Raw genomic sequence first — 21315 nt, forward strand, 5'->3', positions numbered from 1 at the left:
TTACTCCTTCTCTTTGGCGTCTGGCAGCTGCCAGAAATCGAAAAAATTAAACCAGTCCAGCGGCGAGCGCAGGGCGTAGTGCTCGAGGCGGCTGGCGTAGCGATCGACCGCGTTTTGGATCGCCTCCTCGCGCCCGGCGCGCGGCAGGATCAGCGGGTCGGCGAACGGTTCACAGTGAATATGCAGCTTGTCCTGCTGGCGGAGGGCGAAGATCAGCTGTACCGGGCAGCGCAGGACCGATGCCAGAATAAAGGGCCCCTGCGGGAACGGCGCGGGCTGGCCCATAAACGGGCTCCAGCAGACGCGCCACGTGCCGCCGCGCTGGGGCGTAACCGCGATGCGGTCGCCGACGATCGCAATCCATTCTCCGCGCTCCAGCTTCTCTTTCAGCAGGATGGCGGTATCCGGACCGATATCGGTTACCGGTATCAGGTTCAGCCCGGCCTGGGGCGCCATCTCCTGCATGATTTGCTTAAAGCGGCGGGCGTTGTCGCTAAACACCAGCGCATTGATGGTTTTGGTGCCCTGCAGCTGCGCCAGCGCCCGGCAGGCTTCGACGTCGCCAAGATGCGAGGCCAGCAGCAGCTTGCCGCCGGGGGCGCTGCTGTGCAGCGTTTCCTCGGCGCCGGGCGCGAAAACCACATCGCGATCGAAGCGGAGCTCGCCGCGCCAGCCGGCGATTTTATCGAGCATCGCATGGCCAAAGCGCAGAAAGTGGCGGTAGCTGTTCAGCGCAGGCAGCGGCTGCTGCCGGGCGCTAAGCTGCGCCCGCACGCGGGAGAGCCAGCTCCGGGAGGCACGGCGGGCGCGGTGCGCGCTGAGCCAGTAGACCGCCACCACCGGATAGAGCAGCAGCGAAAACGCTTTGCGCCCCAGCAGACGCCACACCAGCAGCATCAGGCGCATGCCCCACAGCCCTTTGACCTCCTCCTGCCGCGCCCAGTGTACGGGAGAGCGGCGCAGCAGCAGGGAGGGGATGCGCGGCAGCATGCCGAGGAACAGGCGCGTATGCATCCACGAGATGCGGCAGTTGTCCTTGAAGGCATCAAAATGAGACAGCCCGTCCGGCGGATAGGTGACGCGCGTCGGCACAAAATAGCTGGGGTTGCCCTGCCAGTAGAGGCGGACCATCACTTCAGTATCAAAATCCATGCGCTGGCCGAGGGCGACGCGCTGCGCCAGGCGCAGCGTTGGCGCTATCGGGTAGACGCGGAACCCGCACATGCTGTCTTTCAACTGCAGCGATAGCGTTTCGATCCACACCCAAACGTGCGTTATCCAGCGTCCGTACAGGCGCGAGCGGGGAATGGAGTCGTCGTAAATCGGCTGGCCGGAAATCAGCGCCGCCGGATGGCGGCGGGCCAGCTCGAGCAGCTGCGGAATATCTTCGATGGCGTGCTGGCCGTCGGCGTCGACCTGCACAGCGTGGCTATAGCCGGCTTCGGCGGCGGCCTGCAGCCCGCGGATCACCGCCACCCCTTTGCCGGCGTTCTCGGCCAGCCGAATCAGCGTCAGGTTCGGCTCCCGCGCCGCCAGCTCGCTCAGCTGCAGGCGCGTCTCCTCGCTGCTGCCGTCGTCCACCACGATGCAGGGCAGGTCGAACGGCTGCAGCCGGGCCAGCACGCGCGCCATCATTGCCCCGTGGTTATAGCAGGGGATCACCACGCAGGGGCGGAAGGTTAGCGACACAGGCGAATCTTCCCGCTGCTGGCGGTATGGCGCGCATCGCCGTCGTGGCGCTGATAGCTAAAGGTCAGTATCTGGCGCGCTTCCTGCCAGCTCAGGGCCAGCGTGACGGTGGTCTCCGGCAGCAGCGGCGCCTGGAATTTGACGTTCTGAATGCTGTGAAAGCGCCAGCCCGGTGCCAGCAGCGTGGTGGCGTAGTGCATCGCCCAGTCGAGCTGCGCGACGCCGGGCAGCAGCGGCTGGACGGCAAAATGGCCGCCGAACCAGAAGAGGTTAGGGTCGAGGTGCAGGACGATTTCAACCTGCTGCGGCTGTGCCTGATGGCGCTCTATTTCATGGGGTATCATGAAAAAATTCCTGTAGTTGCGCATAGACACGCTTGTTCATACTGTTGACCGGGATGTCGTCAATCACGCGCCAGTAGCGGGGGATCGCCACCGGTTCCAGCGTCGGGCGCAGCGCCTGGCGCCACTGGCGCTCAAGGATTTTGCCCTCGCGCTGCCAGCGCTGACGGGTTTGCGCATCCAGCACCAGCAGCGCGCCAATCCCCTGGCGATCGCCGCGGGTGACCGGCAGAGCCACCGCTTCGCGGATCCCCGGCAGGTTCTGGAGCCTGAGCTCTATTTCGCTGAGCGAAATCCGCTTCTCTTCAATTTTGACCACCCGCCCACGCCGTCCGGTCAGACGAAACTGGCCGTTGGCGGTAAATTCCAGGGTATCGTCGATTAACAGTCCGCCTTCATCGGCGATAAGCGGTGAAAACAGGCGGAAAGTCTCCCCCTGCTGCTGCAGCCTGATGCCGGCAAAGGGCTGCCAGGCCGCCTCTTCCTGGCGCCGCGAGCGCCAGGCGATTACGCCGGTTTCGGTGCTGCCGTAAATTTCGTCCGTCCAGACCTTCAGCCAGGCCGCCGCTCGGGCGACATCTTCCGAGGGAAGCTGGCCGCCGGCGGAGAGGATGAGCTCTACCGGCGGCGCCGTCAGATGGGGATCGAGGCGTTTCAAAAACGCCGGGCTGCTGATAAACGCATAGCGGTGCTGCTGGCTCAGGGCGCTGAGCTGCTCGGCGTAAAAGAGCATCGCCGCGTGGAGCGGCAGGCCGAGAGCCATCGGCAGAAAGATGCGAAAGGTGAGCCCGTAGAGGTGCTGAGGCACCACCGAGGCGACGATGCGGCAGCCCTCGAGGCGGGTGGCGAAGCGCGCGGCCAGCAGCTCGGCCTCGCGGTCGAGATGGGCGATCGGTTTGATAACCCGCTTGGGCTTCCCGGTTGAGCCTGAGGTAAACAGCTCTACGCAAGCGTCGCCGGCGATGCGGCAAAACGCGGCGGGCTCCGCCATCGCGCGCCGCGCGCTGCCGATGACCAGCGAGGGTCCGTGCCAGTCGAGGAGCCTGTCGCTGAGTACGCCGTCAAACAGCGCCCGCTGCTCGTTCAGCAGCGAGCCGCGGCTATGTCCAGGGATCACCGGGATTTTATGCGCGTGCAGCGTCGCCAGCAGCGCGACGAGAAACAGGTAGCTGTCCTCAAAGCACAGCGCCCAGCGTTCGGCATCGTGCCGTTGCAGCCGTTCGACCCACTGCGCCACGTCGTAGCGCAAATGGCCGAGGGTCCAGGTTTGCTCATCCAGCCAGGCGATCGGCGTGTCCGACGGGCGCGAAGCGTCCAGCCAGCGCGCCAGCGCGAGAGACGCTATCATGACGACTCTCGCTTTATCATCCGCTGGCGCACCAGCCACTCTGCGGTCATCAGCGTGCCGATCAGCAGATAGGCAATCATGCCGTTCCACGCCGTCCATAGCGCCATATCGCCATACAGCGCGGTAAAGAGCGCCATGCCGCCGTTAAGAATAAAGAGGCCGCACCAGATTTGCGTCACCCGGCGGGTGTAGCGTACGCCGGCCGCGGAAAGCTGCGGGTCGCGCAGGCGCGCCAGCCGCTCAACGACCGGCATCGCGGACCACAGCGAGCCGCCGAAAACGGCGAGCATGACGGCGTTGACCACCAGCGGATAAAACAGCAGCAGCTGATGCGTTTTGAGCAGGTAGCTGGCGGTACAGAGTGCCATACCCGCCAGCGCCACCAGCCGGGTGACGGCGTGCAGTGGTCCCGCCTGTCGCCGGGCCTGGCGAAAGCGTAACAGCAGAATCAGCGCCATCAAGGGGAGCAGCCAGTGCAGGCTGTTGTGCGCGAGGCCCAGCCAGATTAAAAATGGCCAGGCCAGCAGAAGCAGGCTCGTTAGCAGCTGTATACCCTTAGATGAAGGGGCTTCCGACATGCGGGTCAGGCGTCTCGGGACAAGCGTTCAACCGCATCAACCACGTCCTGTACGGTACGCACGGCCTTAAACTCTTCCGGCTTAATTTTCTTGCTGGTCTTCTTTTGCAGATGGACGATCATATCGACGGCGTCAATGCTGTCCAGCTCGAGGTCTTCGTACAGACGCGCTTCCGGGCGGATCTCCTGCGGGTCGATTTCAAACAGCTTAACCAGAAGCGCCGAGACTTCGGCATAAATATCATGTGATTCAGTCATGGGTGGTGCCTCAGGTACGTTGAGCGTGGATGAACGCGGCCAGGGTCGCGACGGAGTAGAAGTGCTGGCGCATCTCGTCGCTTTCGGCGGAAAGCACCACGCCGTAGCGGTTTTTCACCGCCAGCCCCAGTTCCAGGGCGTCAATGGAGTCGAGGCCGAGACCGTCGCCAAAGAGCGCCGCGTCGGCGTCGATGTCGTCAGCCGACAGCTCTTCCAGATTCAACGTGTTGATGATGAGATTTTTCAGTTCAAGATAGAGCGCTTGCATCATTAATTCCTGAAGTAGACGTAGTACCTGATTGTAATTGAAGCAAAATATGCCGATTTAGCTGTCTTGCTGCCAGCGACGGTTCTTGTGAGTTTTCGTCGTAAAACTGGGTGATCTGCACCCGCTCGCCTACCTCGATGGTAAACAGGGGCCGGGTTGCCGGCGCATCGTACCATTTACTGTTTTTGCCCAGCATATGTTCGCTGCAGCGAATGACCACTACGCGCAAATCGCTGGCGCAGCGCACGGCAATATTGGCGGCGCCGCGCTGAAGGACCATGGGTTCACCCGGCAGGGTGCGGGTTCCCTCCGGGAAAATTAAGATAGTATCGCCCTGCTGCAGGCGCTGCCGGCTGGCGGGCAACAGGGCGTCGGCCTGATCGTTAATCAAATAGTCCGCCGCGCGGATCACGCCGCTGACGAACGGGTTTTTCAGCAGGGCGCTTTTTACCAGGCAGTCGGTCTCGGGCATGATCGAAGCCAGCATCACGTAGTCGATAAGGCTGGGATGGTTAGCCACCACCAGGCATCCGCGCTCCTGGCGCAGGAGCTCGGCGCCCAGGATCCGGTAATCCAGCACCCCGACGGCTTTGACCACCGTTAAGAAGAGGCGAAAGCTGGCCGAGATGCTGCGTCGCGCCAGGCGACGGCGGCGAGATTTATCTCTGATCGCCACCAGCAGCAGGTTAAACCAGACTAAGGACAGCAGCAGCCCGCCAAGGCCGAACAGCGCGAAGCAGACGCCGGTCATCAGCCCGCGCCAGGCGCGATTTATGCGTGACGGAAGGCCGTTCATGAGCGGCTCCACTGCCACTGCAGGCGCTCGCCGGCGATAGTAAAGGCCGGGCTCTCCTGTAGGTAGTGGCGTAAAAACTGCAGGCTCTGCGGCAGCTCCGCCTCTTCGCTTGGCGCGGCGCGCTGCGTCGAGCAGCGCCACTCTTCGCCCGCTTCGATAACCAGTGCGAGCGCGTAGGGCCAGGTCGGCATCGCGGGGGGAAGATAGGGGTGATAAAACTCCGGGAGATGGCCGTCGAAATCAACCATCAGCACGCGCTGATAGCCTGCCTGCAGCAGGCACATCGCTTCGCACAGCCCCTGCTGGAAGGTATCCCGCCCGGCGGAGAGTGAAGAGGAGACGATCGGCTTTTGGGCGGCAATGGTCAGGTTACCGACCGCTGAATTATGCACCGAGAGCGCGAAGTCGGTCGGGGAGAGCGCCTGCTCCGTCGCCAGCGCGTGCAGGATGCGGTAGTTGCGTTCAAGCTCGCCGTGGCGGCTGGTGTACAGCACGGCGTCGATGCGATGGCGGCGCAGCATCGCCAGCCCGCACTCAACGGCAAGCCGACTGCCGGAGCTGAGTCGTCTGGCGGTCATCATCGGTAATTCGCTCAGCTTTGCCTGAGGCGCCGCCGGATCGATGGCGTGCGAAAGCCGTGACCACTGCTGCCACTGCGTCGTTTCGCTTAGTCCTGGGGCTCTGCCCTGCCAGTCAATTATGTTTAGTGCAAATTTCATCAACGCGAGTCCGCGGTAAATCGGTGATTCTGGTAGCGTTTTTTAACGCCACCTTGTTATTTTTCTGCTGGCCTGCCAATACGGTATGACCGACGCCAGGTTATCGGGCGCGCCGTAGCCCGCATTATTTGCCGATCGGTTTCGCGTATTTTCGATATTTTTGCGCATCAGTGCAATTTATTGTGGCAAATCTAAGAGCACGAGCCGAATATTTTCATCGTTCCGCCCGCGGCCTGACGCGCATTTTCTGCAGCGACCACCACATATCATACAGGGCGGCCTGCGAATACATAGGATAATGCCGAATCAAATGGCGGTTCGGCATATCCCGCGGGCCTTCAGGCGATTGCCGGCCGGCGTGAGCGGGATGATGCCGATATAGCGCCGGGCGCTATATTCCTCTTTAGGGGTAAGAGAACGACCTGCCCCTAATCACTGCATGCCGGGGCGCGGAGAGCGAACGCTTACAGCGCGCTTCCGGCAGCCAAATTAACCTGGATGTCTTTATCCAAATTATGTACCCAGCGGTTATAGTTTTTATGGATTTCACCGCCGGAGGCCATCAGGTTGAGGCTGCTGACGTAACGAATAGAATAACCGGTCGCGGAATAGTTAATTTGCACTTCAGCAACGTGATCGCGCGCCTGCTGGCGGGCTTTGATAATACCCGGCGCCGTTTCTGACATTATCCACTGGCGCTGTACGCCAGCGCGGAAAATAGCGTTTTTTACCTGAGCATCGGTATGGCCAGCGCTGACCGTGGTCTGAATTTGTTCGATGGGCGCCGTACGGGCGCAGCCTGCCAATGTCCCGATAACGGCAATAGCCGCCAGCCACTTAACAACCTTTTTCATGAACGCTTCCTGTCGAATTATGGGTATATGATGAGATGCCCAATGCTAAGAATAATTAATATCAGTCTCACCGGGCCGGAATTATGTCTCAGGTAAATATCTCGCACGTTTTCCGTTTTGACGTCAGGCGAGAAGGGTTTTCATCATAAAGCATAGATCGCGAGGTCACCAGCGACAATGCGTAATGATGATGGATTTCAGACGGTTAAAATTTACTTTGATAGCCTAAAATTCACAAAAATTATACAATCCTCGCTATTCTTCATCATCAAATTAATCACTCGGCTTATTCAGTCATATCATTCTCATCATTTAATAATAAGCAAATTATTACCCGGCTATATAATGGGGATATTATATCCCCGGCTGCCGGGCGCCGCGGGAATTCTGTTTTATTTCGCCGGGTTAAACCGTGAATGACGTAAATCAATATTCAGTTCTGGTAGCTGTTTTTCACCGGATGACGTGGTAACGCGGAAAAACCGAGTGGGGCATATTCGCTGAACCTGAATAGCGCAGCCGGCGGGCCGGCGGCAAAAAAATGGCCCCCGGTGGCGACACCGGAGGCCATAACCTCTGACCGTGAGTTACTGAATGGTCAGGGTATTGATGATGTTTTCCGCCACAGTCTGCGCCTGCTGCTGGTTGTCCGCTGGCAGAGTGATCTGCAGGGTCAGCAGCTTGTCATCTACCTTGCCGAGAAGAACCGAAGACCAGGCGGTCTGTCCTTTGGCGGAGATGATGCTGTCCAGCTGCTGCAGCGTGTGGCCTTTGATCTCAACGGATTTATTGGTCACGACCTGCAGCTGCGGATCGCGGCTGCGCTGCTGCTCTTCCAGACGCTGAGCCAGTACGGACAGCTCTTCAGTGGTGCTGTCGCCCACAATCACGATCACCGCTTTCTGACCTGTGACATCAGAATAGACGTGCATGTTGTTGGCCTGAGTACCCAGCTTCCCGCTCTGGTCAGTCATCCCTGCGGGCAGGGAGAAGCTCAGCTTGCCGTCCAGCAGGCTCACGGTTTGTCCGCTGGCGTTGCTTTCAGCCGCAGCCCCTTCGGTTGGCGCTTTTGAATCGCTGTTATCACAGGCCGCAAGGCCCACAACCAGCAGGCCAATACCGACATATTTAACCAAATTGCGCATTGACATCTTCCTTTCGATAAACGGCCATTAACGGCTCATTTGCTTATCTTATCACATCAGTCTGCGAGTACTCTTAACCTGGCTGCAATGCTGACAAATCAGATTTATCCGCCATTTTTTTCAGCAGCATATTCAACAGCATGCCGTACATCGGCAGGAAGAATACGATGCTAATCAGCACCTTGAAGCAGTAGTCGACAATGGCGATTTCTCCCCAGTGGGCCGCCATAAACGGGTCCGGGCTGCGCCAGAAGGCGATAAAGAAAAAGGCCAGCGTGTCGCTGACGTTGCCAAACAGCGTCGAGGCGGTGGGCGCCAGCCACCAGCGGCGGTTTTGCCGCAGGCGGTTAAAGACGTGGACGTCGAGGATCTGCCCCAGCGCATAGGCCATAAAGCTGGCGGCTGCGATACGCGCCACGAACAGGTTGAAGTGCGTCAGTGCGGCAAAGCCCTGCCATTCGCCCATATAAAACAGCGCGGAGACGCCATAGGAGATCAGCAGTGCCGGGACCATCACCGCGAGGATGATGCGTCGCGCCAGCGGTGCGCCAAAAATGCGTACCGTCAGATCGGTGGCGAGGAAGATAAACGGAAAGCTGAACGCGCCCCAAGTGGTATGGAAACCAAAAATGGAGATCGGTAGCTGCACCAGATAGTTGCTGGAGGTGATCACCAGCAAATGGAATAGCGATAGCCAGACCAGCGCTTTTTTACGCTGTACGGTAGTAAAGGGATTCATATTGTGACCTTTTTATGCCCGTTATCCTTCAGGCTGCAGAGGCGTTGCCGCTTGTCTACAACATGAATGAGTGAGGGACTGAAAGTTGGGGTGAGGGAACCCAATTAAAAACGGCTGCATGATACTGCGTTGAGAGCGTAATGCAACGGTTGTTTTTCGCGCAAACGTTAACCTGGCTTGCGTCGCGTGCGGGTGGGGGTAAACTAGGGCCGTTTTGTTGACGTGAGATGAAAATGAGCGAACTTTTTTCCAGTCCTGACCACACTTTGGATGCACAGGGGCTGCGCTGCCCCGAGCCGGTAATGATGGTGCGCAAGGCCGTGCGTACGATGCCGGTTGGCGAGACGCTGCTGATTATCGCCGACGATCCGGCGACAACCCGCGATATTCCCGGCTTTTGCCGCTTTATGGAGCATGAGCTGGTGGCGCAGGAGATTAGCGCTCTGCCGTACCGCTATTTGATTCGTAAAAACCACTGAACTCCCCGCTAAGCGCTGCGCCAGCGGGGAGCGCGTCCGCTACTTCTGGCGCAACAGCCGCAGGGCGTTGACGGTGACCAGCACCGTGGCGCCGGTATCCGCCAGCACCGCCAGCCAAAGTCCGGTCAGGCCGAGCAGCGTGGTTATCAGGAAAATCCCCTTCAGTCCCAGCGCAATCGCAATGTTCTGCCGGATGTTGGCATGGGTGGCGCGAGCCAGCGAAATCATCTGCGCCAGGCCGGTTAAGCGGTTATGGGTTAACGCCGCGTCGGCGGTCTCCAGCGCCACGTCGGTGCCGCTGCCCATCGCAATGCCGATGGTGGCCGCCTTCATGGCCGGCGCATCGTTGATGCCGTCGCCGACCATCGCCAGCGGCGCTTCGGCGTTGAGCGCCATCACCGCCGTGACCTTATCGGCAGGCAGCAGCCCGGCGCGGAACGCCAGCCCCAGCTCGTCGGCGATGGCCGCCGCCGCGCGCGGGTTATCGCCGGTCAGGATCACCCCCTGTACGCCGAGCTGACGCAGATCTTCAACCGCCTGGCGGGCGTCGTCGCGCAGGGTATCGCGCAGCGCCAGAATGCCGAGCAGGATATCCTCACGCAGCACCAGCACTACCGTTTGGCCGGCGCTCTCCAGCTGCCGAATCTGCTCTTCGTACTCGGCCGCCGCCCCTTTACCCGCCGCGCAAATCAGCACCCGATGGCCTGCAACTTCAGCTTCTATACCGGAACCGGCCAGCGCGCGCTGGGCGCTGGCGGCGGGGATATTTAGCCCCCGCTGCTGCGCTTCGCGGACGATGGCCTGGGCCAGCGGATGGCTGGAGCCTTGCTCCACCGCGGCGGCCAGCGCCAGCAGGTCGTTCTCATCGATGTCGGCGGTGACGATCGCTGCGCTCACGCGCGGCTGGCCGACGGTCAGGGTGCCGGTTTTATCAAAGGCGACCTGGCGAACCTGGCCCAGCTGTTCAAGCGCAGCGCCGCCTTTAATCAGCGCCCCGCGTCGGGCCGCGACCGCCAGCCCGGAGGTGATCGCCGCTGGGGTGGAAATCACCAGCGCGCACGGGCAGCCGATCAGCAGCAGCGTCAGCCCCTTGTAGATCCACGGCAGCCAGGCGCCGGCAAAAAGCAGCGGCGGTACGACGGCCACCAGCAGGGCGACGAGCATAATGGCCGGGGTATAAATGCGGCTAAAGCGATCGATAAAGCGCTCGATGGGCGCCCGGCGCTCTTCGGCTTCCTCAATCAGCTTCAGAATACGATCGATAGCGCTGTCGCCGGGTTCGGAGATGACCGTCAGCTGCACCAGACGGTCGACGCTGGTTGCGCCTGCCGCCACGCGCTGGCCGGCGCTGCGTTCCACCGGGACGGATTCGCCGGTTAACGCGCTCTCATCGAAGCTGGCAAACGGCGTCATCAGCTGACCATCGGCGGGCAGGCGTCCGCCGGCGGCGACCTCAATCAGATCCCCGGGGCGCAGGTCGCGCTGGGCGACGGTTTCCCGCACGCCGTCGCGGATCCGCGTGGCGGTATCGGGCTTGAGTGCCATGAGCGCGCTGACGCCCTGGCGCGCGCGGCTGGCGGCCCAGCCTTCAAGGCGTTCGCCGATCAGGAACAGCAGCAGCACCATCGCGGCTTCGGCGGTGGCGCCGATAAACAGCGCCCCGATGGCGGCGACGCTCATTAGCGTTTCAATGGCAAACCAGCTGCCGCTTCTCATCAAACGCACCGCCTGGCGCGCGACTGGCCACAGGCCAACGAGGGTGGTGGCAACGAAGGCCAGCTCGCCGAAAGGATGGTTAAACTGCTCCAGCCCCCAGCTCAGCGCCATCATCAGCACCAGGGTTATTAGCGGCAGATTCTCCCGCAGCCGGGAGATTTCCTGCTGCGGAGTCTCTTCATCGCGCAGGGTATAACCCGCCGAGCGCACCGCGCTTTCCACCTGCGGACGGATATCGCTCCCGGCGTTCACCAGCAGCTTTTGCGTAGCAAACAGCACCTGTACCTGGCTGACGCCCGGCACCTGGCGTACGGCGTTCTCGACCTTGCGAGCGCAGGCGGCGCAGTCCATGCCGTCGATTAACCAGCTGTAGCGCGCGGTTTCCAGGGTTTCTTCGCGGGCTTGCGCCGCGCAGGAGGAGTCCGTACAACAGCTGTCAGGCTGTGCGGCTGCGGGTTTTAATTTGAATGACGAGAACTGTGGGACTTTTTTATCCTGAGCTTCTGGAGTCGACATGGGACCCTCCGGGTAATGATAATTTTCTCATTGCCCAGAGGATACACTCTGGAGTCGACTCCAGAGTCAAGCGCTAAATTAGAGGTACAGCGCGCGCACGATCAGGAAGTGTCCGGCGAAGTAGAATGCGGCGGCAATTGCGTTATCGGCGCGGAAGCGGCGGCGATAGTGGCTGACCAGCCAGACAATATTCCCCAGCAACAGGAAGGCGGCGCCGATAAAGCCGGAGAGGGCAGTATCGGTCGGGCGCACGAACCACAGCTCGCCCGCCAGCCAGACCATCACCAGCGTCATGCCGATAAAGGTGAATACCGGCAGGCGCATCTCTTCCAGCCGGGTCCAGATAACCGCCAGCAGCAGCGCGCCAACGACCAGCAGCACCAGCGGCAGCGGCCAGAAAAATGACAGCGTCATCTGGCTGGCAAACCAGATGGTATAGAGCAGATGCGAAAGGAAAAAGGCGCCGACGGCGTACATCACCCGCTGGCGCGGCAGCAGCGTCAGCGCGTCGCCGACCAGCGAAGCGCACAGGCCGGCCAGCACCAGGTAGCTGATGGCGTTGAACATCGGCGCCTGCCAGGCAAGCAGCAGCAGGAGAATGAGCGTAACGGGTTTAAACAACCAACGTTGCCACGTTGGCCCACGATAGGACGCATCGACGTAAAGCCATGCGGAAAAACAGACAGCAATAAACGACCAAAGCATAGTGAGTCCCTGTATCTGTTATCGCTATACCCGCCGCCTTACAGGCCGCAACCCGAAATGCATAGGGTATAAGTAGTTGTACTGACGGTACTAATGTTCAGTGTAGTGGCTCGGGAGGGCAGATGACAACGTTAATCAAGGCGCGGTATGCTGATTCCTGAGAATTCCTGGGGGTAAGATGAATGAGTAAGATCCCGCTGTTTTTTATTATCGTCGTGGCCATCATTGTGGTGGCGGCATCGGTTCGCTATGCGCAGCAGCGACGGGAAGGCAGGGACAACGACGCCGCGCCGCTGCTGCAAAGGCAGGTGGTGGTGAGCAACAAGCGGGAGAAGGTGATTAACGATCGTCGTTCGCGCCAGCAAGCCGTCGCCCCGGCCGGCAGCGAGATGCGCTATGACGTCAGCTTCAGGCCGGAAAGCGGCGGGCTCGAAGTCAGCTTTCGTCTCGAAGAGGCGCAGTATCATGCGCTTAGCGTTGGCGACAGGGGAATGCTGAGCTACAAAGGCTCAAGGTTTGTCGCGTTTACGCCAGATCCTTGAGCCTGCTGTGTCCGGCTATGCTACGCGCCGTGCGGCGCGGCAGCGAGCCGGGCGCCATCACTTCTTACGCAGCGTGGCCTTGAGCTTTTTCTGCCAGGCAACCAGCTCGAATACGCCGAAGACAAAAATGCGTACCTGCTCGAAGCGGCCCAGCGGCGGCGCATCTTTCGGCTGAGTGGCCTTCAGCAGCGTCAGCTGCAGGCCGTGCATCAGGATCATAAAGATAAGCGCGACGTTGACGAAAATATTCAGCGGCTTAGGGAAAGGCTGAAACAGGTTTAAGAGCAAAAAGGCCCATACGCACAGCATCAGTACCCGGCCCAGATTAATCAGCATTCTTTTCTCCTTGTGCCTCTCGTTGATAGAGGCGGTAGGCGACCTGTCCGGCCACTTTCTCACGATACAGGTGCCAGCCGGCCGGTACCGGCGGTAGCCCATTTTCGACTTCACTTTCGACGTAGATCAGCGCCTCGTCGGCGAGCCAGCCGTTATTCTCCAGCAGCCGCAGCGTCTCCTCCAGCAGCCCTTTACGGAAAGGCGGGTCGACGAAGGCTATCTGGTGCGGCGTGCCGGGCTGATTAAGCCAGGTCAGGGTATTGGTGTTGACCACCGTGCCGTTGCTGGCTTTCAGGGTCGCCAGGTTTTTCTGCAGCTGCTGGGCAACGCCGCGCTCCATCTCCAGCAGCGTGGTGCTGCCCGCGTAGCGGGAGAGCGCTTCCAGGCCCAGCGCGCCGCTGCCGGCAAAGCAGTCCAGGCAGCGCGCGTCGACCATAGACGGCGCCAGCCAGTTAAAAAGGGTTTCACGGACCCGGTCGGTGGTCGGGCGCAGGCCCGGGCTCTCCGGCACCGGTAATTTCCGGCCCCGCCACTGTCCGCCGATAATGCGGATCTGGCCGCTGCCTGCGTGGTTTGGTTTCTTCATCTCTCTGCTCAAGTCTCAACTTCCAGCCTGCTATTCTAGCGATCGAAGGCGGATGACGAAACCTTAATCCGGGGGCGGTGATGCGCGTTAAGTTAAGTGATAGACTATCTGACTAATTTCATTATTTTTCAGCTTCCGCGACAGATATGCCGAAGCTGTGCCATGAATAATCAGCGAGGAGTGTAGTCGCAAATGGCGAAAGAGAAAAAACGTGGCTTCTTTTCCTGGCTGGGCTTTGGACAAAAAGAGCAGGCGCAGGAAACAGAAGTTGAACAAAAAGTAGAAGGGCTGCAGGAAGCTGCGGAGCAGGCTCCTGCCGAACAAGCGCCGGCTGAGACCGTCGTGGCGCCTGAAGCCGAAGCGGATCGCGCCCCGGCGACGGATAAAGCAGATCCGGAGGCCTTTGCCGCTGACGTCGTTGAGGTCACCGAACAGGTTGTCGAAAGCGAGCAGCCGCAGCCGGTAGCAGAAACCATCGTGGAAGAGGCGGTTCAGCCGCTGCCAGCGATAGACGCTGCGCCGACCGTTGACGTAGCGAAAGACGCCGCGGTAGAAGAACTCGCCGCTGAGCCGGCCGTCGTCGAGCCGCAAGTGCGACAAGCCGTAGTCGACGAAACGCCGGTGGAAGAGCCGCTGGTTGAAGAGGTGATTGCCGAGCCGGCGGTTGCCGAAGCGCTTGCTGAACAAGAGCCGGAAGAGACTATCGCCGAGCCGCAGGCCGCCGTGGTGGAAGATACGCTGATTGAGGACGCGCCCGCGCTGTCTGACGATGAGCTGGAAGCCCAGGCGCTGGCGGCAGAGGCTGAGGAAGAGAGCGAGCCGCAGGAAGCCGCTCAGATCGAGCAGGAGAAGCCGACGAAAGAGGGCTTCTTCGCCCGACTCAAGCGCAGCCTGGTTAAAACGAAACAGAACCTCGGTTCCGGATTTATCAGTCTGTTCCGCGGCAAAAAAATAGATGATGATCTCTTCGAAGAGCTGGAAGAGCAGCTGCTGATCGCCGACGTGGGCGTGGAAACGACGCGTAAGATTATTACCCACCTTACCGACGTTGCCAGCCGCAAGCAGCTCCGCGATGCCGAAGCGCTGTATGGCCTGCTGAAAGAGGAGATGGGCGATATTCTGGCTAAGGTTGACCAGCCGCTGAACGTTGAAAGGAAAACGCCGTTTGTTATTCTGATGGTTGGCGTCAACGGCGTGGGTAAAACCACGACCATCGGCAAGCTGGCGCGTCAGTTTGAGCAGCAGGGCAAGTCGGTCATGCTGGCCGCGGGGGATACCTTCCGCGCCGCTGCGGTAGAGCAGCTGCAGGTTTGGGGTCAGCGGAATAATATCCCGGTGATTGCGCAGCATACCGGTGCGGATTCGGCTTCGGTTATTTTCGACGCCATTCAGGCCGCTAAGGCGCGCAACGTTGACGTCCTGATTGCCGATACCGCGGGTCGTCTGCAGAATAAATCGCACCTGATGGAAGAGCTGAAGAAAATTGTCCGCGTGATGAAGAAGCTGGACGAAGATGCCCCGCATGAAGTGATGCTGACAATTGATGCCAGCACCGGGCAGAACGCGATTAGCCAGGCCAAACTGTTCCATGAGGCCGTTGGCCTGACCGGCATCACGCTGACTAAGCTGGACGGTACCGCGAAAGGTGGGGTTATCTTCTCGGTTGCCGACCAGTTCAGTATTCCGATTCGCTATATTGGCGTCGGTGAACGTATTGAGGATCTGCGTCCGTTTAACGCGGGCGACTTTATTGAGGCACTTTTTGCCCGAGAGGATTAATCATGATTCGCTTTGAACAAGTCAGCAAAGCCTATCTCGGTGGGAGACAAGCGCTGCAGGGGGTGAACTTCCACCTGCAGTCGGGCGAGATGGCGTTCCTGACCGGCCACTCCGGCGCGGGGAAAAGTACCCTGCTCAAGCTTATCTGCGGCATCGAGCGGCCGAGCGCCGGCAAAATTTTGTTCGGCGGCCACGATATCAGCCGCCTGAAGAGCCGTGAGGTGCCGTTTTTGCGCCGCCAGATCGGCATGATTTTCCAGGATCACCATCTGCTGATGGATCGCACCGTGTTTGATAACGTGGCGATCCCGCTGATTATTGCCGGCGCCAGCGGGGATGATATCCGCCGCCGGGTGTCGGCGGCGCTGGATAAAGTCGGGCTGCTGGACAAAGCGAAAAATCTTCCTATCCAACTCTCCGGCGGTGAGCAGCAGCGCGTGGGCATCGCCCGTGCGGTGGTGAACAAGCCGGCGGTGCTGCTGGCGGATGAACCGACCGGTAACCTCGACGAGGCGCTCTCGGAGGGGATTTTACGACTGTTTGAAGAGTTTAACCGCGTAGGGGTCACGGTTCTGATGGCGACGCACGACCTGGGGCTGATCTCCAGTCGTTCGTATCGCATGCTGACCCTGAGCGACGGGCATATGCACGGAGGCCACTGGGGTGAATAAGCGCGACGCAATAAACCACATTCGCCAGTTTGGTAGCCGATTTGACCGCATCCGCAATGCCGCAGGGGCAGGCGGTGGGCGCAATGCGCCGAAGCGGCCAAAAGCGGCGCCGAATCCGGCTTCTCGTAAAAGCAACGTTTTCAATGAGCAGGTGCGCTACGCCTGGCACGGTGCGGTTCAGGATCTGAAAAGCACGCCGCTGGCCACCTTTCTGACCATCATGGTCATCGCCATTTCGCTGACGCTGCCGAGCGTGTGCTACATGGTGTACAAAAACGTTAACAGCGCGGCGTCGCAGTACTATCCATCGCCGCAGATCACCGTCTACCTGGAGAAGACGCTGGACGATGACGCCGCGGCGCGGGTGGTCGGGCAGCTGCAGGCGGAGCAGGGCGTGGAGAAGGTCAACTATCTGTCGCGGGATGAAGCCTTAGGCGAGTTCCGCAACTGGTCCGGCTTTGGCGGCGCGCTGGATATGCTGGAAGAGAACCCGCTGCCGGCGGTGGCGATTGTCGTGCCGAAGCTGGATTTCCAGGGGACCGACTCGCTCAACACCCTGCGCGATCGGGTTGCGCATATTCAGGGCGTCGATGAAGTCCGCATGGATGACAGCTGGTTTGCGCGCCTCTCTTCGCTGACCGGGCTGGTTGGCCGCGTTTCGGCGCTGATTGGCGTGCTGATGGTGGCCGCCGTGTTCCTGGTGATCGGCAACAGCGTGCGCCTGAGCATCTTTGCCCGCCGCGATACCATCAACGTGCAGAAGCTGATTGGCGCAACGGACGGTTTTATCCTGCGTCCGTTCCTCTACGGCGGCGCGCTGCTGGGCTTCTGCGGCGCGTTTTTATCGCTGATCCTGTCGGAGATTATGGTGATGCGTCTGTCATCAGCGGTAACGGAAGTGGCAAAAGTATTCGGCACTCAGTTTGAGCTCAGCGGCCTGGGCTTCGACGAGTGTCTGCTGATGCTGATTGTCTGCTCGATGATCGGCTGGGTCGCGGCCTGGCTGGCGACGGTGCAACATTTACGTCACTTTACTCCCGATTAAAAATTTTCTGGTATAATCTTTCCCTGCACTGACTGAATGTCTCTCTGCAGGGAAAGAGTCCCTGTTGTCTCTTCCCTACGCTTCATCTCCATGTCACATTTTGTGCGTAATGTATTCACACCGTTGCATGGAACTTGTGGATAAAATCACTGTCTGATACTAATGTGGGTGATATTCTCGTTGCTCATAAACGCTGGCATGATTGTTGCCCGGTTGTCTAAGCGGGAACTGTCGAGCCAGACGATATCGATTGAGAGGATTTGAATGACCAAAGATATGCAAACTTTAGCCTTAGCCCCCGTTGGTAACCTGGAATCCTACATCCGGGCTGCGAACACATGGCCGATGTTATCGGCCGATGAAGAGCGGGAGCTTGCTGAAAAGCTGCATTACCAGGGCGATCTGGAAGCAGCGAAAAGGCTGATCCTGTCTCACCTGCGCTTTGTTGTTCATATTGCTCGTAACTACTCGGGCTATGGCCTGCCGCAGGCGGACCTGATTCAGGAAGGCAACATTGGCCTGATGAAAGCCGTGCGCCGTTTTAATCCGGAAGTCGGCGTGCGCCTGGTCTCCTTTGCCGTGCACTGGATTAAGGCCGAAATTCACGAATACGTTCTGCGTAACTGGCGTATTGTGAAGGTCGCGACCACCAAAGCCCAGCGTAAGCTGTTCTTTAACCTGCGTAAAACCAAGCAGCGTCTGGGCTGGTTTAACCAGGATGAAGTCGAAATGGTTGCCCGCGAGCTGGGCGTATCAAGCAAAGACGTGCGCGAGATGGAATCGCGTATGGCGGCGCAGGATATGACCTTCGACATGTCGTCGGACGACGAGTCCGATAGCCAGCCGATGGCTCCGGTGCTCTATCTGCAGGATAAAACGTCTAACTTTGCCGACGGCATCGAAGACGATAACTGGGAAGAGCAGGCGGCAAACAAGCTGACCGACGCGATGCAGGGCCTCGACGAGCGTAGCCAGGATATCATCCGCGCCCGCTGGCTGGACGAAGACAACAAGTCCACGCTGCAGGAGCTGGCGGATCGCTACGGCGTTTCGGCTGAGCGCGTGCGCCAGCTTGAAAAGAACGCCATGAAGAAACTGCGTACCGCTATCGAAGCGTAAGTCCGCGCCCGGCATTAAAAGAAGCTCCCGCTGTCTCAGCGGGGGCTTTTTGTTTTTTTATCCCTCCACGCTTCAACCATATTAATTTCTTCTTCCGCTGGGCTTGAATGCCGGGCAGGCGCTATTGTTTTTAGACGGGCATGACTTACTCAATTCATATAGGGAGAAGGCGGGTGAAAAATAACGATCTTAATCAGCGTCGACAGCAGGCGACGCCGCGCGGCGTGGGCGTCATGTGCGACTTCTACGCGCAAAAGGCCGAGAACGCGACGCTGTGGGATATCGAAGGCCGGGAGTTTATCGATTTTGCGGCGGGGATTGCGGTGCTCAACACCGGGCATCGACACCCCAAAGTTGTCGCCGCGGTGGCCTCGCAGCTGGAGGCTTTTACCCATACGGCCTATCAGATTGTCCCCTACGCCAGCTACGTCACGCTGGCCGAACGCATTAACGCTTTGGTGCCGGTCTCCGGCGCCGTCAAAACGGCCTTCTTCTCCACCGGCGCGGAAGCGGTAGAGAATGCGGTCAAAATTGCCCGCGCCTGGACCCGTCGTCCGGGAATCATCACCTTTGGCGGCGCTTTCCACGGCCGAACCTACATGACGATGGCGCTGACCGGCAAGGTGGCGCCCTATAAAATCGGCTTCGGTCCGTTCCCGGGCTCCGTTTTCCACGCTCAGTATCCCAATGCGCTGCACGGCGTCAGCAGCGAAGAGGCGATAAAAAGCCTCGAGCGCCTCTTTAAGGCCGATATCGCGGCAGATCAGGTGGCGGCCATCGTCATTGAGCCGGTCCAGGGCGAGGGCGGGTTCAACGCAGCGCCTGCCGGGTTTATGCAGGCGCTGCGCACGCTCTGTGATACCCACGGCATCCTGCTGATTGCGGATGAGGTGCAGTCCGGGTTTGGGCGAACCGGCAAGCTGTTTGCGATGGAGCACTATGGCGTGCAGCCCGACCTGATAACGATGGCGAAAAGCCTGGCGGGCGGGATGCCGCTGTCGGCGGTGGCCGGGCGGGCGGAGGTGATGGATGCTCCCGCACCGGGCGGCCTCGGCGGCACCTACGCCGGCAACCCGCTGGCGATTGCCGCCGCGCACGCGGTGCTGGATGTGATTGCCGAAGAGCAGCTTTGCCAGCGGGCAAATGAGCTTGGCCACCATCTGGTTGAGGTCCTCAATCAGGCCAAAGCGTCGTGCCCGCAGATTGCCGAGGTGCGGGCGCAGGGGTCGATGGTTGCGGTCGAGTTTTTTGATCCGCAAACCGGCGAGCCGTTGAGCGAGTTCACCCAGGCCGTCCAGCGACGCGCGCTGGCTGAAGGGCTGCTGCTGCTGACCTGCGGCGTTTATGGCAACGTCATCCGCTTCCTCTATCCGCTCACCATCCCCGATGCGCAATTCCGCCAGGCGCTGGCGATTATTCAGCGCGCGCTGGCCGCATAGCCCCACATCTCGCCACTCTGCGGAGTGGCGTTCTGCTTCAGTCACATAACTGTTACATAACCTAAAAAAATGTTGTTTCAAATTCTGAAAAATGGGATATGTTCTAGCATAGTGTGCTGCGAAGGCGCGAGCGGCAGACCTTAATCTAGCTATCATATGCTTTTCTTATGTGATTAATTAGAATAATGCGCTAAAAAACAACATCACAACAAATGCAAAAAACCATAATAATGGGGAGCTTCAGGATGAATATGAAGGGTAAAGCGTTACTGGCAGGATGTATCGCCTTGGTAATGAGCAATGCAGCGCTGGCTGAAGATATCAAAATTGCCGTTGTTGGCGCGATGTCTGGCCCGGTGGCGCAGTATGGCGATCAGGAGTTTACCGGCGCTGAGCAGGCGGTTGCCGATATTAACGCGAAGGGCGGTATCAAAGGCAATAAGCTGCAAATCGTAAAATATGATGATGCCTGCGACCCGAAACAGGCGGTAGCGGTGGCCAACAAGGTTGTTAATGACGGCATTAAGTACGTTATCGGCCACTTATGCTCCTCTTCTACTCAGCCGGCGTCCGATATCTATGAAGACGAAGGCATTCTGATGATCACCCCGGCCGCGACGGCGCCGGAGCTGACCGCGCGCGGATATAAAATGATTCTGCGCACCACCGGCCTGGATTCTGACCAGGGCCCGACGGCAGCTAAGTACATCATTGATAAGGTGAAACCGAAGCGCATTGCTATCGTTCACGATAAGCAGCAGTACGGTGAAGGTCTGGCGCGCGCGGTGCAGGATGGCCTGAAAAAAGGCGGCGCTAACGTCGTGTTCTTTGACGGCATCACCGCCGGTGAGAAAGATTTCTCTACGCTGGTGGCGCGTCTGAAGAAAGAAAATATCGACTTCGTTTACTACGGGGGCTATCACCCGGAAATGGGGCAGATTCTGCGGCAATCGCGCGCGGCCGGCCTGAAAACGCAGTTTATGGGACCGGAAGGTGTAGCGAACGTCTCCCTGTCTAACATTGCCGGTCAGTCCGCTGAAGGCATGCTGGTCACCAAGCCGAAAAACTATGACCAGGTTCCGGCGAACAAACCGATCGTAGACGCCATCAAAGCGAAAAAACAGGATCCAAGCGGCGCGTTTGTCTGGACTACCTATGCGGCTATCCAGTCGCTGCAGGCGGGCCTGAACCAGTCTGAAGACCCGGCGGCTATCGCGAAATACCTGAAGGCAAACTCCGTTGATACCGTGATGGGACCGCTGTCATGGGATGCGAAGGGCGACCTTAAAGGCTTCGAGTTCGGCGTGTTTACGTGGCATGCCGATGGCACCGCGACCGACGCCAAATAATTTAACCTTCGCCTTTCACGCTACAGGTGCGTTGGCTGCGCTCCTCAACCCCGGTCACTTACTCATGTAAGCTCCCGGGGATTTCAGAGCTTGCCGCCTGCCTGTAGCGCGAAATTCTCGGTTAAATAAATGGCCCCTTTTAGGCCGGGAAAAGAGGGGGTTATTGGTTAAATACGGCGTGATTCTGGCCGGGTAAAGTAGAAGTTCTCGGTTAAATAAATGGCCCCTTTTAGGCCGGGAAAAGAGGGGGTTATTGGTTAAATACGGCGTGATTCTGGCCGGGTAAAGTAGAAGTTCTC

At 59.4% G+C, this 21315-nt stretch carries 23 protein-coding genes; 8 read left to right on the plus strand and 15 right to left on the minus strand.

Annotated elements, in window-relative coordinates:
* The 11 genes from M2416_RS16565 to M2416_RS16615 all read right to left on the minus strand — a co-directional run bounded on the left by M2416_RS16565 (position 1) and on the right by M2416_RS16615 (position 8734).
* A complete protein-coding gene (locus M2416_RS16565) occupies positions 1 to 1689 on the minus strand; it encodes a glycosyltransferase family 2 protein (RefSeq protein WP_259225770.1) in 1689 nt (562 codons plus the stop codon).
* The gene (locus M2416_RS16570) at positions 1680 to 2033 is read right to left on the minus strand and encodes a 3-hydroxyacyl-ACP dehydratase FabZ family protein (RefSeq protein ID WP_076946180.1); all 354 of its coding nucleotides are present in this window, start codon (positions 2031 to 2033) and stop codon (positions 1680 to 1682) included. The genes M2416_RS16565 and M2416_RS16570 overlap by 10 nt, the downstream gene beginning before the upstream one ends.
* Positions 2020 to 3378, minus strand: coding sequence for an AMP-binding protein (locus M2416_RS16575; protein ID WP_259225771.1), 1359 nt, complete (start codon positions 3376 to 3378; stop codon positions 2020 to 2022). Before M2416_RS16575 ends, M2416_RS16570 begins: the two co-directional genes overlap by 14 nt.
* Complete coding sequence (locus tag M2416_RS16580) at positions 3375 to 3956, minus strand: COG4648 family protein (protein ID WP_259225773.1); 582 nt, start codon at positions 3954 to 3956, stop codon at positions 3375 to 3377. Before M2416_RS16580 ends, M2416_RS16575 begins: the two co-directional genes overlap by 4 nt.
* A 5-nt stretch (positions 3957 to 3961) precedes the next feature.
* Positions 3962 to 4213 (minus strand): acyl carrier protein, encoded by a 252-nt coding sequence (locus M2416_RS16585; protein ID WP_076946177.1) that lies wholly within the window; start codon positions 4211 to 4213, stop codon positions 3962 to 3964.
* Positions 4214 to 4223: 10 nt separating this feature from the next.
* Positions 4224 to 4481 (minus strand): phosphopantetheine-binding protein, encoded by a 258-nt coding sequence (locus M2416_RS16590; protein ID WP_041143069.1) that lies wholly within the window; start codon positions 4479 to 4481, stop codon positions 4224 to 4226.
* Entirely contained in the window at positions 4462 to 5277 is an 816-nt protein-coding gene (locus tag M2416_RS16595; protein WP_259225775.1) for a lysophospholipid acyltransferase family protein, read from the minus strand. The genes M2416_RS16590 and M2416_RS16595 overlap by 20 nt, the downstream gene beginning before the upstream one ends.
* The gene (locus M2416_RS16600) at positions 5274 to 5996 is read right to left on the minus strand and encodes a beta-ketoacyl synthase chain length factor (RefSeq protein WP_076946175.1); all 723 of its coding nucleotides are present in this window, start codon (positions 5994 to 5996) and stop codon (positions 5274 to 5276) included. The genes M2416_RS16595 and M2416_RS16600 overlap by 4 nt, the downstream gene beginning before the upstream one ends.
* A 464-nt stretch (positions 5997 to 6460) precedes the next feature.
* On the minus strand, positions 6461 to 6850 hold the full coding sequence (locus tag M2416_RS16605; RefSeq protein ID WP_041143066.1) for an LptM family lipoprotein: 390 nt from the start codon (positions 6848 to 6850) through the stop codon (positions 6461 to 6463).
* 587 nt (positions 6851 to 7437) lie between these two features.
* Positions 7438 to 7995, minus strand: a complete 558-nt coding sequence (locus M2416_RS16610) for a DcrB family lipoprotein (RefSeq protein WP_259225776.1) — start codon at positions 7993 to 7995, stop codon at positions 7438 to 7440.
* Between the two features lie 73 nt (positions 7996 to 8068).
* A complete protein-coding gene (locus M2416_RS16615; RefSeq protein WP_041143064.1) occupies positions 8069 to 8734 on the minus strand; it encodes a 7-cyano-7-deazaguanine/7-aminomethyl-7-deazaguanine transporter in 666 nt (221 codons plus the stop codon).
* A 233-nt stretch (positions 8735 to 8967) separates the two neighbouring features.
* Here M2416_RS16615 and tusA point away from each other — a divergent pair, with 233 nt between their 5' ends.
* Complete coding sequence (gene tusA / locus M2416_RS16620; RefSeq protein ID WP_041147480.1) at positions 8968 to 9213, plus strand: sulfurtransferase TusA; 246 nt, start codon at positions 8968 to 8970, stop codon at positions 9211 to 9213.
* Positions 9214 to 9252: 39 nt separating this feature from the next.
* On the opposite strand, the gene zntA is transcribed toward tusA, so the two are convergent.
* Both zntA and M2416_RS16630 read right to left on the minus strand, forming a co-directional pair.
* Entirely contained in the window at positions 9253 to 11445 is a 2193-nt protein-coding gene (gene zntA, locus M2416_RS16625) for a Zn(II)/Cd(II)/Pb(II) translocating P-type ATPase ZntA (protein WP_259225777.1), read from the minus strand.
* Between the two features lie 78 nt (positions 11446 to 11523).
* Entirely contained in the window at positions 11524 to 12150 is a 627-nt protein-coding gene (locus tag M2416_RS16630; protein WP_076946171.1) for a lysoplasmalogenase, read from the minus strand.
* A 191-nt stretch (positions 12151 to 12341) separates the two neighbouring features.
* On the opposite strand from M2416_RS16630, the gene M2416_RS16635 reads away from it, so the two are divergent.
* The gene (locus tag M2416_RS16635) at positions 12342 to 12692 is read left to right on the plus strand and encodes a DUF2500 domain-containing protein (RefSeq protein WP_167692382.1); all 351 of its coding nucleotides are present in this window, start codon (positions 12342 to 12344) and stop codon (positions 12690 to 12692) included.
* A gap of 57 nt (positions 12693 to 12749) precedes the next feature.
* On the opposite strand, the gene M2416_RS16640 is transcribed toward M2416_RS16635, so the two are convergent.
* Both M2416_RS16640 and rsmD read right to left on the minus strand, forming a co-directional pair.
* Positions 12750 to 13028: a DUF1145 family protein gene (locus M2416_RS16640; protein WP_041143060.1), complete on the minus strand. Its 279-nt coding sequence runs from the start codon at positions 13026 to 13028 to the stop codon at positions 12750 to 12752.
* On the minus strand, positions 13018 to 13614 hold the full coding sequence (gene rsmD, locus M2416_RS16645; protein ID WP_041143059.1) for a 16S rRNA (guanine(966)-N(2))-methyltransferase: 597 nt from the start codon (positions 13612 to 13614) through the stop codon (positions 13018 to 13020). Before rsmD ends, M2416_RS16640 begins: the two co-directional genes overlap by 11 nt.
* Positions 13615 to 13806: 192 nt before the next feature.
* Here rsmD and ftsY point away from each other — a divergent pair, with 192 nt between their 5' ends.
* The 6 genes from ftsY (at position 13807) to livJ (ending at position 21016) form a co-directional block, all read left to right on the plus strand.
* Positions 13807 to 15393, plus strand: coding sequence for a signal recognition particle-docking protein FtsY (gene ftsY, locus M2416_RS16650; RefSeq protein WP_259225782.1), 1587 nt, complete (start codon positions 13807 to 13809; stop codon positions 15391 to 15393).
* Positions 15394 to 15395: 2 nt separating this feature from the next.
* Positions 15396 to 16064 carry a cell division ATP-binding protein FtsE gene (gene ftsE, locus M2416_RS16655; protein ID WP_004868565.1) on the plus strand — a complete coding sequence of 223 codons (669 nt, stop codon included), beginning with the start codon at positions 15396 to 15398 and terminating at the stop codon, positions 16062 to 16064.
* A complete protein-coding gene (gene ftsX / locus M2416_RS16660; protein ID WP_041143057.1) occupies positions 16057 to 17109 on the plus strand; it encodes a permease-like cell division protein FtsX in 1053 nt (350 codons plus the stop codon). The genes ftsE and ftsX overlap by 8 nt, the downstream gene beginning before the upstream one ends.
* A 264-nt stretch (positions 17110 to 17373) precedes the next feature.
* On the plus strand, positions 17374 to 18228 hold the full coding sequence (gene rpoH, locus M2416_RS16665; RefSeq protein ID WP_041143056.1) for an RNA polymerase sigma factor RpoH: 855 nt from the start codon (positions 17374 to 17376) through the stop codon (positions 18226 to 18228).
* Positions 18229 to 18401: 173 nt separating this feature from the next.
* Complete coding sequence (locus M2416_RS16670) at positions 18402 to 19667, plus strand: 4-aminobutyrate--2-oxoglutarate transaminase (RefSeq protein ID WP_259225784.1); 1266 nt, start codon at positions 18402 to 18404, stop codon at positions 19665 to 19667.
* A gap of 245 nt (positions 19668 to 19912) precedes the next feature.
* Positions 19913 to 21016, plus strand: coding sequence for a branched chain amino acid ABC transporter substrate-binding protein LivJ (gene livJ, locus M2416_RS16675; RefSeq protein ID WP_115191735.1), 1104 nt, complete (start codon positions 19913 to 19915; stop codon positions 21014 to 21016).
* The last annotated feature ends 299 nt before the right edge of the window (positions 21017 to 21315 follow it).

Origin of the sequence: Klebsiella sp. BIGb0132, assembly GCF_024810075.1 — a bacterium.
Classification (GTDB): Bacteria; Pseudomonadota; Gammaproteobacteria; order Enterobacterales; family Enterobacteriaceae; genus Klebsiella; species Klebsiella terrigena.